A 14,186-nucleotide genomic window follows, 5' to 3' on the forward strand; every position below is an offset into this window, starting at 1 on the left:
GTAAACCCTGTATCGATAGCTACAACTGGCAAGCTTCGAGACGTACGAATGTCATCGGAGCTCTCTATGAAAAAATGCTATTTGCGCTTGATTACGTTGAGCAGAATATCAATAGCACCATATTCTACGACTGGTGCAAATACACGCTAATCCCAAGTCTTAAAACTAAATGCGTGATTGTCATGGATAATGCTCGATTTCATAAGAGTAAGCGTATTCAAAAGCTACTTAATAGACATGGTCATCGTATTTTATGGCTGCCGCCGTACAGCCCTGATCTAAACCCTATCGAGAAAAAATGGGCACAGGCTAAGTTTCTACGCCAAGGATGGATGGAGAATAATCTACCTAAACTGTTTCATGATATGGGCTGTATCGATTTTATAAAGATTTAACTATATTATCAAAGCCTTTTGCTAACTGTCATTTATATTGTTCGCATTAAAATTTTAACAGCATTTTTATTTGTCCTATAACCAATAGTAATAAGTCCTCTTACAATTTATGGCTAATGAATCGATAGAAAAGACTAGATTTTTCGACAATCATTAACTAATATAACTGTGGGCGACGTTCTGTATAGTTATCGTAAAAAATGTCTATTTAACAACTATTTAGTGGTTTTTTCTTAGTTTTTAGAGTTCTTTACTAAATATTATTGTCTCAAGCGCGGTTACTTACTATCCATAATTAGGTTATCGTAAGTGACGCAACCTCTCTTATTGTCACTCTTTTTAGGGTAAACAAAGTGCTTGAATACAGAGCGTCAGATATTCAAGATAAACAAGTGCACTGTTATTAAGTTATTGTATGCTTAGCTTTAAATGCTAGACATGACAACATAACAAATGATGCTTAAATGAATGGCATTAGATATCACTGATTGAGTAACTGGCATTTAAGGGCGTAGATTCTCCCGTTGCCAAGGGCTGCTACTTACTATCTTTTGATACACGGACCACATGTCAAGACATCAGCTAATGACCAGGAGGGTCAAGGGTTTTACTTTCTCTTAAAGTATGATGTCTATCGAGCATTGCGCTATTTGCCAATTCGAACACACGAATATCCACTATCAGCCCGTTCTGCTTACGGGTACCAACTTATACTCCGCATTGGAAATGTAAGTTGCCCGTCTACTTAAAAGGACAAGCTATGTCAATGATTTCCTCACAAACACACCTGGCCACGCCAGATGATTTTTCTGATAATTGCGGTTTTGGCCTAATTGCCCATATTGAGGGTGAAGCGAGCCATGATTTGGTAAAAACTGCCATTCATAGTTTAAGTTGTATGACACATCGCGGCGGTGTTGCTGCTGACGGTAGAACTGGTGATGGTTGTGGCTTACTATTAGCCACGCCTACTGATTTCTTTAAACAGATTGCTGACGAGCAGCAATTTGCCATTACGGACAACTTTGCTGTCGGTATGGTGTTCGTGAATTTAGATAGCGATAAAGCCAAGCATAGCCAACAAGTATTAAGCGATGAGATTACAGCCCAAGGGCTAGAAGTGGCTGGCTGGCGTGATGTACCACTCGACTTGAGTATTGTTGGTGAGATTGGTCGTGAGACATTACCAGACTTTAAGCAAGTGTTCGTTAATGCGCCAGATGATCTAGCTGCTGATGACTTCAACCGTAAGCTGTTTGTTGCACGCAAAAAAGCAGAGCAGCGTTTGACGGATGATGAGCTATTCTATGTCTGTTCATTGAGTTGTCAGACCATTATTTATAAAGGCTTGGTAATGCCTTCAGATTTGCCAGCGTTTTTCTTGGATTTGCAAGATGAGCGTTTGGCATCACATATCGTAGTATTCCATCAGCGTTTTTCAACCAATACGTTACCGCGCTGGCCACTGGCACAGCCATTCCGTTATCTTGCGCACAATGGTGAGTTAAATACCATTACAGGTAACCGCAACTGGTCTAAAGCCCGTACGCCAAAGCTAAAATCAGACAAGCTGCCTAACTTGAATGAGCTGACACCACTTGTAAATAGTACCGGTTCAGATTCATCAAGCTTAGACAACATGCTTGAAGTGCTTATGTCTGGTGGTATGAACCTATTCCATGCAATGTCTATTTTGGTACCGCCAGCGTGGCAGAATGTTGATAGCATGGATATGGATCTACGTGCGTTTTATGAGTTTTACTCACAGCATATGGAAGCGTGGGACGGTCCAGCAGGGCTAGTCATTCAAGATGGACGCTATGCGGTCTGTATGCTCGATAGAAACGGCCTGCGACCGTCACGTTGGGTAACCACTAAGAACGGCTATATCACTGTTGCATCAGAAGTGGGCGTTTGGGATTATGAGCCACAAGACGTATTGGCAAAAGGTCGTGTTGGACCTGGTCAAATGCTGGTCATTGATACGTTAACAGGTCAAATTTTAGATACGACGGCTATTGCAACTTTACTAAAAACGGCGCATCCATATCGCAAATGGTTGCGTGAAGAAGCGACGCGTGTTCGTGATGATGAGCGTCTAGAAGAGACATTGGCAACGCAAGCGTGCCGCGGTGATAAGCTCAAAGCGCTACAAAAAATGTATCACATCACCAATGAAGAGCGCACAGAAATCATTCGCCCTAATGCTGAAAATGGTCAAGAACCAGTCGGCTCAATGGGTGACGATACACCAATGGCTGTACTCTCGCAGCAAATTCGCCATGTCGGTGACTTTTTCCGTCAGCAGTTTGCACAGGTGACTAATCCGCCAATCGATCCATTACGTGAATCAATCGTGATGTCGTTGCAGACTTGTCTAGGTGCTGAGACTAATGTGTTTGCGCCATCAGCAAGAGATGCTCACCGTATTATTTTGTCATCACCAGTCTTGTCAGCCAGCAAGATGCAGCAGCTTGAAACCTTGGATGATCCAGCATTCAAGATGGCTCGTATCGATCTGAACTATGACCGTACTTTAGAGTTATCTGATGCTATCGTTGCTATTTGCGAAGAAGTGGCAGATAAAATCCGTTCGGGCAATACCTTGATCGTACTGTCTGATAAAGAGATCGATGCAGAAAAAGTACCTGCCAATGCCATCATGGTCACAGGAGCCGTGCACCATTACCTGATTGCAGAAGGTATCCGTACCGATGCTAACTTGGTGATTGAGACAGGTCTTGCGCGCGATTCGCATCAAGTGGCTGTATTGATCGGGTTTGGTGCAACTTGTGTGTATCCGTATCTGGCATATGATGTGATCGATGATTTGGTGGCTACTGGTGAGTTGCTTGGTGACCCAATTCAAGCCCGCGTTAATTTCCGCAAAGGCTTGGATAAAGGTTTGCTAAAAATCTTATCAAAAATGGGTATCTCTACCATTGTGTCGTATCGCGGTGCACAGCTGTTTGAAGCAGTTGGTCTGTCTGAAGAAGTCGTGAGCCTATGTTTTAAAGGTGTACAAAGCCGTATCAAAGGCGCTACCTTTGCAGATCTTGCCGCTGACCAAGCGCAACTGGCTGCCAACGCATTTAAGCGTCGTGCGCCACTAGATCAGGGCGGTTTGCTCAAATTTGTCTTCAATAAAGAGTACCATGCCTTTAACCCTGACGTGATCAACAGCCTGCATACGGCAGTACGTACGGGCAATTATGAGAATTATCAGAATTATGCCAATCTAGTCAATAGCCGCCCAGTGGCGACCTTACGTGACTTGTTGCAACTAAAGACTGACAACAGTATCGATGTCGATGATGTTGAAGATATCTCTGAGATTTTGACGCGTTTTGACTCAGCAGGCATGTCGTTAGGCGCGCTGTCTCCTGAGGCGCATGAATCGATTGCGATGGCGATGAATACTATCGGTGGACGTTCAAACTCTGGTGAGGGCGGTGAAGATCCTGCGCGTTATGGCACGTTGCGTAACTCAAAGATCAAGCAAGTGGCCTCTGGTCGTTTCGGCGTGACACCTGCATATCTGCGCTCAGCAGAAGTGATGCAGATTAAGGTCGCTCAAGGCGCAAAACCGGGCGAGGGTGGTCAGCTACCTGGTGGTAAAGTGAATGCGCTGATTGCGCGCTTGCGTTATTCGGTGCCAGGCGTGACCTTGATTTCACCGCCGCCGCATCATGATATTTACTCTATCGAAGATTTGGCGCAGCTGATTTTTGATTTGAAGCAAGTCAATCCAGACGCATTGGTATCCGTTAAATTGGTTTCACGTCCAGGTGTTGGTACGATCGCGACAGGCGTTGCAAAAGCCTATGCCGATTTGATTACGATCTCAGGTTATGATGGTGGTACAGCAGCATCTCCGCTATCGTCTATCCATCATGCAGGCTCGCCATGGGAGCTAGGTCTGGCTGAAACCCATCAGTCTCTACGAGTGAATGGATTACGTGATAAGGTACGTGTTCAGACCGATGGTGGTTTAAAAACAGGATTGGATGTCGTCAAGGCTGCCATTCTTGGTGCAGAGAGCTTTGGCTTTGGTACTACGCCGATGATTGCGGTTGGTTGTAAGTACCTTCGTATCTGTCATTTAAATAATTGTCCAACAGGGGTTGCTACCCAAAAAGCCAAGCTACGCGATGAGCATTTCATTGGCGAAGCAGAAATGCTGATTAATTTCTTTAAATTTGTGGCGACTGAAACACGTGAATGGTTAGCAGCGCTAGGTGTTCGTAGTATGGAAGAGCTGGTCGGTCGTACTGACTTGCTAGATATCTTAGAAGGTAATACGGACAAGCAGCGTCATCTTGATTTAACGCCATTGCTATTTAGTCACCCAGCCAGTGTGGGCAAAGCCCAAACGTGTCAGGTGGAGCGTAACGAGCCGTTTGATAAAGGCTTGCTCGCTGAGCAGATGATTCGCGATATGCTCGTCAATATTCGCCAAGGCTCAGGCGGCGATTATAGCTATTTCGTTGGCAACTGTGACCGCTCTATTGGTGCTCGTATCTCTGGTGAGATTGCGCAAGTATGGGGCAACCTTGGCATGAGCGATATGCCGATCAAGCTTCGTCTGACAGGTACTGCAGGGCAAAGTTTAGGCGTGTGGAATGCTGGCGGCTTAAATATCGAGCTTGAAGGCGATGCCAATGACTATGTGGGTAAAGGTATGGCGGGTGGTGAGATTGTCATTTATCCACCGAAAGACTCAAACTTTGTAGCACAAGAAACGGCCATCATCGGTAATACCTGCCTATATGGTGCAACGGGCGGTAAGTTATATGCTGCTGGGACCGCAGGTGAGCGTTTTGGCGTTCGTAACTCTGGCGCGCATGCAGTCATCGAGGGTACAGGAGACCATTGCTGTGAATATATGACTGGTGGCATCGTCACGATTCTTGGCCGTACTGGACTCAACTTCGGTGCTGGTATGACGGGTGGTTTTGCTTATGTACTCGATATGGAAGGCGACTTCTTTGACCGTTGCAACCATGAGCTAATCGATCTAAACCGTATTTCAAGCGAGCAAACAGAAGAGCATCGCATTCATTTGCAACAAGTTATTGAAGCTCATGTAGATAAAACAGGCAGTGCATGGGGTCAGACAATTCTGAACGACTTTGAGCACTATGTTCGTAAGTTCTATTTGGTTAAGCCAAAAGCGGCGAACATTGCAAGCCTTCTTAAAACTACCATGGCCGACCCACAATAGCCGATACGTAACTGCCTATCGTATCAATGGAATGCATTGATGGATTGTATTGATGGATCGGCAGTCGCTTTAATCAGGTTAGCCAGCGTTCCGTTTTTAGAGACGTTTTAACTCACAGGTTTTCAGCAGGTACGTGACAGCAGTGATATATGTCTTAAATTTTAGACAAACCAAACATCGCTGACTGTCACCACCCACTGCAAAAGAGCCTTATATAAAAGAGATAGCACCATGGCAAAACGCTTAGAAAATAACTTCCAGTTTTTAGATGTACCAAGATTTGATCCAACCAAAAAAGACATTGCAACGCGTTCAACAGAGTTTGTTGAAATTTATAAACCTTTCGAAAACGAAGCTGTTGCCCAGCAAGCGCATCGTTGTCTTGAGTGTGGTAACCCGTACTGCGAGTGGAAATGCCCAGTACACAATTATATTCCTAACTGGCTAAAGTTGGCGACAGAAGGACAGATATTCCAAGCGGCTGAATTATGCCATCGCACCAATACCTTGCCTGAAGTATGCGGACGAGTTTGCCCACAAGATCGCCTATGTGAAGGCGCTTGTACCTTGAATGACGGTTTTGGCGCAGTCACTATCGGTAACGTCGAGAAATATATCAACGATACCGCGTTTGCACTTGGCTGGCGCCCAGATATGTCTGAAGTCGTTTGGACAGACAAAAAAGTTGCTATCATTGGCGCAGGACCAGCAGGTCTTGGCTGCGCAGATATCTTGGTCAGAAATGGTGTCAAGCCTGTCGTCTTTGACAAACGTCCTGAAATTGGTGGCTTATTAACTTTTGGTATTCCTGAGTTCAAAATGGAAAAAGACGTCATGCGTAACCGCCGTGTCATCTTTGAAGACATGGGTATGGAATTTCGCTTAGAGACAGAGATCGGTACAGACGTCACCATTGATGAGCTATTGGCTGAGTATGACGCGGTCTTTATGGGTATGGGTACATACACCTATATGCGTGGCGGCTTCGCTGGTGAAGAGTTGACAGGCGTCTACGATGCGCTAGATTACCTGATTGCCAACGTCAACCGTTGTAATGACTGGGAAAAAGATGCCGAAGAGTACATCGACCTTAAAGGCAAAAGAGTTGTCGTACTAGGAGGTGGTGACACAGCGATGGACTGTAACCGTACCAGTATTCGTCAAGGTGCTGAAAAAGTCGTCTGTGCTTATCGCCGTGATGAAGAAAATATGCCTGGCTCACGCCGCGAAGTAGTCAATGCTCGTGAGGAAGGGGTTGAGTTTTTATTCAACCGCCAGCCTACTGAAATCATTGGCTTAAACGGCAAAGTCAATGGGGTAAAAGTAGTCACGACGCACTTGGGTGCGCCAGATAACCGCGGACGTCAGCGTCCTGAGCCGATTCCTAATTCTGAAGAGATTATCCCATGTGATGCAGTCATTATGGCATTTGGCTTTAGACCAAGTCCTGCTGATTGGTTCGAGTCGCAGCAAGTGGCAATGGACAGCTCTGGTCGAGTGTTGGCTGCAGAAAAACAAACCTTTAAATTCCAAACGCAGAATCCCAAAATTTTTGCAGGTGGTGATATGGTACGTGGCTCTGATTTGGTCGTGACGGCTATTTGGGAAGGCCGCGAAGCAGCAGAAGGTATACTAGACTTTTTAGAAGTATAATTACCTCGATTTAGATTCCACGATTTATTAGTGGTTTGTGATGTAAACGTCTTTTGTCTTTTATCAGACAAAAGACGTTTTTTTTGAGTGATGCTTGGTAAATCGAGGCTCGACTGCTAGCATGTTTTTGCGTACCCTATATGCTTTATCGTTTACCTCATTTATCCACTAAAACTCGTTTATTCACTAAAAAGAGTAGCCTTGCGTGAAATCAACCCTTTACCAGCTTATTACTGCTCCATTTACTGAGCCTTATGTTCGCTATCAACATGCCGACGTCTTGCACGCCATTCGCTTAGGAACGGCTGTCATACTGGCGCTACTGGCCAATAAACTCACCAACCTGCCGCATGGTGAGTGGACCACCATTACGGTTTTTATTATCTTGGGATTATTGCAGTATCAAGGCGCTATCTATACCAAAGCCAAAGAGCGTGTCTTGGGTACTCTATTAGGCATAGGTACGGCCCTTGGGGTGCTGTGGTTCATTCAAAATGCAGGTGCATGGCCATGGATCGATTATGCACTTATCGGTATATTAAGCGGCATCATTGGCTATTTAGCCGTCAGAAAGCTCGGATATACAGGGCTGCTAACGGGTATCACTATGTTGATGATTGTCTCTGACTTGGGTCACAACAGCATCGGTCAAGATGGCATCTACCGCGCGCTAAATATCTTACTGGGGACAGGCGTTTCGGTAGCAGTGACGCTGATTTTGCCGCTTAAATCAACGTTGATGTGGCGATTCTTATTGAGTAGTAATCTTGATGCTTGTAGTAGCCTCTACGCTGGCGTAGGTCATCATATTGAGGCGACGGATGGAGTGGTGGACGACTCTGTTCAAAAGCTAAACCCAGTGGCTTTTCCTGTCAAGGAAGTACCCGTTGATAGAGCGTTGGTCACAGCGTTACAGCAGATCAATAAACGCTTGCTAGCCGTGCGCCCCCATATCGCGGCGACAGCCAGTGAGTCAGGAATCGAAAAAGAAACATTAGAAACGATTCAGCGTACTCATCGTAATATCATTGGGACGATTGATTTACTACTAAGTGCGGCACCGCGCTTGGCAAATATCGACATTGATGAAGAAAACCATATTTTATTGGTACATTATCAGCATGAGCTAACCCAAGCGATGCAGCACATGGCAGCGGTATTACGTAGTCCAAGTGACGAAGTATTCCGGCCCATTACTCGAATCGCCGTCTCAGAGTATCCAAGCGTACAGCACCTGGCGTTTGAGTGGCAGGGCTATTTTTGGTTGACCCAAACCTTGCAGACTCAATTGCAGCAGCTGAGTGATTTACTGCAAACATCGAAACCGCATTGGTTTGCTGCATCTGGTCTGGGCTATCAGCGCCGCGAGCAGCGCCGGATGAAAGAGCAGGGCGGCGAGACGGATTTACATTTATGACATACAAAAAAACGCTGACCATTTAGGATCAGCGTTTTTATTTTAAAAGACTACGTTATTTTCAAGTGCTACATCAAAACTATTAACGACCCGTCTTTAGTTTGTCCCAATACTGCTGATACACTTGCAACGCCTCATCGCCCACATCTTCTTGGAACTCAGCTTTTGCCAGTACTTCTTTAGAAGGGTAAATCGTTGGGTTGTTTCGAACGCTCTCATCCATTAGCTCACGCGCTGCTATGTTTGGTGATGCGTAGCCGATCTCTTCGCTGACAACTTTTGCATTTTCAGGACGTAATAAATAATCAATAAACTTATGTGCTGCATCAACTTGCTTAGCATTTTTTGGAATGACAAAATTGTCCATCCATAAGATAGCGCCTTCGGTTGGATACTTATAAACCAAGCTAGTCAAACCTTCGTCATTGGCCATGACTGCTTCACCATTCCATGTCATACCAAGCGAAGTCTCACCTTCAATATACGGCATACGTGTCGCATCAGAGTTAAAAGTTTTGACGTTTGGCATCAACGTGGTGAGCTTATCGTAAGCGGCTTCGATTTCGTCAGGATTGCTACTATTACCTGAGTAGCCAAGAGTCAGCAGTGCCATACCGAATACTTCACGCACGTCATTGGTCAGCATCACCTGACCCTTATACTTAGGGTCCCAAAGGTCATTCCAGCTATTGACAGTTTTCGGATCGACACTGTCACCGTTAATGGCTAGACCAGTGCTGCCCCACATATAAGGGATAGAGTATTTGTTATCAGGATCAACTTTGGTATTGGTAAATGAGGTATCAAGGTTTTTAAAATTGCTCAATTTAGACTTGTCTAGCTCTTGTAGCAGTCCTTCTTTCGCCATTTTTTCGACGTAATAAGTCGATGGAATCGCTAAGTCATACTGACTAGAATCATCGAGTAGTTTGAGCTTGGCATACATCGCTTCGTTAGAGTCAAATGTGGTGTAATTAACTGAGATGCCAGTTTCTTCTTCAAAACCATCTAAAATCTCTTGCGGCATATATTCTGACCAGTTGTAAAGGTTCAGCGTCTCATTGCTCGCCGCAGCACTGCCATCCGCTGCATTATCAGAGTTGCTACAGCTGGCAAGCACCAAGCCGACAGCCATTGCTAATAATGCTTTTGGCACTATACGACCGACACTAGCCGAGGTGTGAGTAGTGGGATGGAACGACGATAAATGGGTCAAAATATCTCTCCTAAATAAAGATAATGCAAATCAGAAAAATTCAATAAAAAAGCCAAAAACATACAAGCCTGACATGGCCAATAAAACTATTATGGTCATTAGTTTATACAATTTAAAGGGTTGTTATTAAGGTAATGCTTAACAATACTAATAAAAATAGTCAGTTGGGCTAATGAGATGGGTAGTAAACTAACTTAGTGACAGCTAATTTTGAGTAGAGTTGCTAGCGATCTGCTAAAGTCGAATCGAAAAAAGATAGCATATAACCATGCTATGATTGGCGCAGGCCGAAGTATGACGAACATCATCTAAGTAAGTATAAGCCTTCGGCTCTAAGACACCAACCATACCATAATAATAAAGGATACAGCACAATGACCGAAAGTACCTCAACTCAAAACGCCTTGAATAAAAGCCACTCAGTTATACCGGCATTGCTTACGGATAAAGTTGCCATAGTCACTGGTGCCAGTCGTGGGCTTGGTGCACAGATTGCACAGCAAATGGCAGCAGCAGGCGCTATCGTTTGCGTCAACTACCTCAATAGTAAAGAGGCTGCTGAGGCAGTAGTGGCTGATATCATCGCGACAGGTGGACAAGCATTTGCTTATCAGGCGGATGTGACCGATCTTGAGCAAGTACAAGCCATGGCAGCTGAAGTCATCACTCGTCATGGTCGTATCGATATATTGGTCAATAATGCCTTGCCAAGTTATCAGTTCAATCCAAGCGCTGCGTACACTAGTATTGAAACAGTAAGGTGGTCGCACTTTTCGCAACAAATGGACGGTATCGTCAAGGGCGCAGTCAATACAGTGCAAGCAGTGTTGCCGCAAATGAAAGCGCAGCAAGTAGGTAAAATTATTAACATCTCAACCAATCTTGTCTACAACCCAGTGGTTACCTATTATGATTACACCACGGCTAAATCAGCATTGATTGGACTGACCCGCAACCTAGCGAGCGAGCTTGGACAGTATGGTATTCGGGTTAATTTGCTAGCAGGTGGCTTATTAAAAACCACCGACGCAAGCAGCTTAACCACTGAAGAGGTATTTGACTATATCGCGACTACGACGCCGCTGCGCCAAGCGACTTCGGTAGCTGACTTTGCCAATTCAGTATTGCTCATGGCATCTGATTTGAGCATGGCTATTACTGGACAATCTATCGCTGTCGATGGTGGCTTAACCATGCCTTAATTGAGGCCTTAACTGACGCCTTACGTTCTATTAGATTTGTAGAAAGAATGAAATGAATACTCGACAAGGTATTGGAATTATCACCGCTACAGTTTCCAGTTGAAACGTTTATATAAAATTAGTCCATAACAAAAAGCCCTTACTAGTCGGTTAGTAAGGGCTTTTTTAATTGAACGTTAATTAAATAAACATTAATGGCTTTATGTGCCTGAACAGTCTTACGACTTCATTGCTAACTGATTAAGCACGGTTTGAATACCATACTCTTCAATCGTCCCAGTGACAAAGTCAGCGCGTTCTATTAAAGCTGGCTGCGCATCTCCCATGGCTACAGCAAATCCAACCAAGTCGAACATTTCTAAGTCATTCATACCATCACCAAATGCCATACACTCGCTTGCATCTACCGCATAGTACTCGCATACATCTTTGATGCCGCGAGCTTTTGATGCCTCTGCTGGCAATATATCGGCACCAATCTGATGCCAATGTACCAGCTTTAAATCATACTGGGCAAAGTCGATGTCTTGCATCTTTTCTTGCTGATTATTAAAAAATACCGAGCACTGATAGACGGTATTTGTTTTGTAGTACTCAGGATCAAAGATCGAGTTGGGCGTGACCGCATTGAACTCGCGTAAACGTTCATTTTCACCTGACCAAGCGATATGAGTGGCAGAGTCAAACTTATGAATCAAATCACTCTGCTGGCATAGGCGTACGATTTTATCTGTCTGTTCAGCAGTTAATGGGTAGTGGCTGATTCGGCCGCTTTTATCAAAACTATATTGTCCATTCATACAAATAATGGCGTCCAATATATCTGCATCAAGCAACGCTAAAATGTCTTCAGGCAATATGGCTTTAGAGCGGCCAGTCGAAATCACTAGTTTAATATCGGTATCTGCAAGCTGCTCAAGCGTCGCTTTATTGTGTTCAGCGATAATGCCGTTACGGCTCAAGGTATCATCGATGTCAAAAAAGATGATTTTTGGGGTCGAAATCTTAGTAGTCATACTTTCTTTGGCAATCTTATCTTCGATAAACATGATAATCCTATTATTTTTAGTCGTGTAGATACAATGATTCAGATACTACTACAACATACCCAATCAGATAAATACCTATCGAGTAACCTATGATGCTGCAAGCATGCTTATTGAAACAGTATTTGGATGTAGCCTGTAGAACCGCTCATTGCTTGTCCAGAGGATTAACAAAAATGCTAAACGATATGATTAACTTAACCGTGTCTATGTATTATAAAGTTATATTCAATTATCAAAAACAATCTACCAAATAAGATGGACTCTCGTTATTAATGCATCAGCTACCTAAAGGAATAAGTATGAAATTCTTTACCTTAAAATCGATTACAGTTTTTGCAACATTAGCTTTATCTACCAATGCTTTTGCAATGGATGTTAAATTTAATGATGCTGTTTGGGATGGCAAAAAAATACCTGAGGGGCAGCAATGTCTAAACTATGGTGGCAAAAGTCCAGCCACGCCTAGCATGACTGTCTCAAACATTCCGGCAGGCGCGGAAAGCTTGGTATTCGTCTATAACGATGTAAGCAACAAACGTATGCAGCATGGTGGCCATGGCATTGTGGAGTTCGCACTACCAGAGGGTGCTACGAGCGCAGAAGTGCCAAGAGTGTTTGGTCATACTTACGAAGTACCAGTAGATATTGAGATGGTCGCAGAATACCGTAACCGTAAAGGTGAGGCGGGCGGTGCATATAAGCCGCCTTGCTCTGGCGGCAAGAACCATCTGTATACGGTAGATGTACAAGCATGGCAAGGCGACTCGGTACTTGCTGAAACAACAGTTGAGATGGGACGGTATTGATACGTTAGCTACTCAATCAATATGCAACAGTTAGTATGCAACAAAGCCGTCTATACAAAACTGTTTATACATAGCATAGACGGCTTTTTATTGAGGGTAGGTTATGTTTCATATACCTATAAACGGGCTAGCTTAATAGACATTAAAGACCCTGATAAATGCTTGTAGAATTTAGTCTATAAGTAAACATGACTTAGTCATATAAGTGCGTTGAGGCAGGGCTATAGGAGAATATAGATTAGGCTTGTTAATTATTGGAATAATGCCAAGATACTGAACGTGACAACTTTGTAGTATAATTTTACTACTATGAATATTGGTATGCTATATCATTGAAACTTCTATGTTATAAATCTAAAAAAATCATAGCAAATGATAAAAAACGTTATTAATTATACTTTATCTTAAAGTGTATCTTGATTTGAATGAATTTTTTATAAATAAGGTTTCTTATGAACATAACGACAAGCCAATCCTCAGAAGATAGAAAAAGGCATGGCGAGCATATTCTTATCCACATGACATATATCGCCAAAAATGTCGATCTAGATTCTGGGATTGAGCTGACTCGCGCACTTGAGTACTGGCGCAGATATTTTGAAGAAAACGATATCGTTTCAGCTTTAGTCATTAGTGAAGGTTATTTCGTTCAAAGTTTTCAAGGGACAAGGCCTGCTATCAATACTGCCTTGGAAAAGATACTTGACGAGCATTCAACTATTGTCCCTAATATTGTGAATATAGAGGAAATCGAAACGCGTCAATGGAAAGGGTTTTTAGTTAAACATCTAACCTCAAGCGTTGAAGATGAAGAGCATGCCCTAAAGAACTTTTCAGCAGGCTCTGACTACAATCCTTATTTAATGAAAAGCTCTCAGATTGAAAGCTTCTTGAAGGCGGTTTTTGAAAATGCTGAATCTAATTAATTTTAAATGAATAGCATTTATTTCTTAAATATTTGCCTCTTAGAGTTGTTAGTAGTCACTTGTCCTAGCTTTCAGAAAAAAGCCGTCCATACGTTTGTATAGGTGGCTTTTTGTTGAAAGTAAGTTAGCAGTATCGGTACAGGATGTTTTCTTAGCAACTGGATAAAATATTGGCGGATGTTCATAGGTGACTATTCATACCTGACTCTTGCAGGATTTAACTACTAAAAATGACCTAGTGATACCTGTTTTTGTCATGTTATTTTAAAGTATGGATGATAAGAAGCTGGTCAATTCG

Annotated in this window: 9 protein-coding genes; 7 read left to right on the plus strand and 2 right to left on the minus strand. The window is 43.4% G+C overall.

The window, feature by feature from the left end:
* The 4 genes from ACQKCG_RS07190 to ACQKCG_RS07205 form a co-directional block, all read left to right on the plus strand.
* A partial coding sequence (locus ACQKCG_RS07190) for a transposase (RefSeq protein ID WP_427585354.1) occupies positions 1-395 on the plus strand: 395 nt, incomplete at its 5' end.
* Positions 396-1,155: 760 nt separating this feature from the next.
* On the plus strand, positions 1,156-5,619 hold the full coding sequence (gltB, locus tag ACQKCG_RS07195) for a glutamate synthase large subunit (protein WP_101206079.1): 4,464 nt from the start codon (positions 1,156-1,158) through the stop codon (positions 5,617-5,619).
* A 231-nt stretch (positions 5,620-5,850) separates the two neighbouring features.
* A complete protein-coding gene (locus tag ACQKCG_RS07200; protein ID WP_058024467.1) occupies positions 5,851-7,272 on the plus strand; it encodes a glutamate synthase subunit beta in 1,422 nt (473 codons plus the stop codon).
* A 205-nt stretch (positions 7,273-7,477) separates the two neighbouring features.
* Complete coding sequence (locus ACQKCG_RS07205) at positions 7,478-8,689, plus strand: FUSC family protein (RefSeq protein ID WP_101206078.1); 1,212 nt, start codon at positions 7,478-7,480, stop codon at positions 8,687-8,689.
* Positions 8,690-8,771: 82 nt separating this feature from the next.
* On the opposite strand, the gene ACQKCG_RS07210 is transcribed toward ACQKCG_RS07205, so the two are convergent.
* Complete coding sequence (locus ACQKCG_RS07210) at positions 8,772-9,905, minus strand: ABC transporter substrate-binding protein (RefSeq protein WP_101206077.1); 1,134 nt, start codon at positions 9,903-9,905, stop codon at positions 8,772-8,774.
* Between the two features lie 374 nt (positions 9,906-10,279).
* Between ACQKCG_RS07210 and ACQKCG_RS07215 the strand changes: the two genes are divergently transcribed.
* Positions 10,280-11,107 carry a 3-oxoacyl-ACP reductase gene (locus tag ACQKCG_RS07215; protein ID WP_101206076.1) on the plus strand — a complete coding sequence of 276 codons (828 nt, stop codon included), beginning with the start codon at positions 10,280-10,282 and terminating at the stop codon, positions 11,105-11,107.
* A gap of 218 nt (positions 11,108-11,325) precedes the next feature.
* Here ACQKCG_RS07215 and ACQKCG_RS07220 read toward each other — a convergent pair whose 3' ends face one another.
* Positions 11,326-12,156, minus strand: coding sequence for a Cof-type HAD-IIB family hydrolase (locus tag ACQKCG_RS07220; protein WP_101206075.1), 831 nt, complete (start codon positions 12,154-12,156; stop codon positions 11,326-11,328).
* A 299-nt stretch (positions 12,157-12,455) separates the two neighbouring features.
* Here ACQKCG_RS07220 and ACQKCG_RS07225 point away from each other — a divergent pair, with 299 nt between their 5' ends.
* Positions 12,456-12,962: a hypothetical protein gene (locus tag ACQKCG_RS07225; protein WP_101206074.1), complete on the plus strand. Its 507-nt coding sequence runs from the start codon at positions 12,456-12,458 to the stop codon at positions 12,960-12,962.
* A gap of 452 nt (positions 12,963-13,414) precedes the next feature.
* Positions 13,415-13,888, plus strand: coding sequence for a BLUF domain-containing protein (locus ACQKCG_RS07230; protein WP_101206073.1), 474 nt, complete (start codon positions 13,415-13,417; stop codon positions 13,886-13,888).
* Positions 13,889-14,186 lie beyond the last annotated feature (298 nt).

It is taken from the genome of Psychrobacter sp. NPDC078929, assembly GCF_050267985.1.
Classification (GTDB): domain Bacteria; phylum Pseudomonadota; class Gammaproteobacteria; order Pseudomonadales; family Moraxellaceae; genus Psychrobacter.

Excerpts from the sequence above, each read along its gene's own strand:
- ACQKCG_RS07225 (WP_101206074.1), top strand. The coding sequence starts at position 12,456 with ATGAAATTCTTTACCTTAAAATCGATTACAGTTTTTGCAACATTAGCT.
- ACQKCG_RS07230 (WP_101206073.1), top strand. The coding sequence starts at position 13,415 with ATGAACATAACGACAAGCCAATCCTCAGAAGATAGAAAAAGGCATGGC.
- gltB (WP_101206079.1), top strand. The coding sequence starts at position 1,156 with ATGTCAATGATTTCCTCACAAACACACCTGGCCACGCCAGATGATTTT.
- ACQKCG_RS07220 (WP_101206075.1), bottom strand. The coding sequence starts at position 12,156 with ATGTTTATCGAAGATAAGATTGCCAAAGAAAGTATGACTACTAAGATT.
- ACQKCG_RS07215 (WP_101206076.1), top strand. The coding sequence starts at position 10,280 with ATGACCGAAAGTACCTCAACTCAAAACGCCTTGAATAAAAGCCACTCA.
- ACQKCG_RS07200 (WP_058024467.1), top strand. The coding sequence starts at position 5,851 with ATGGCAAAACGCTTAGAAAATAACTTCCAGTTTTTAGATGTACCAAGA.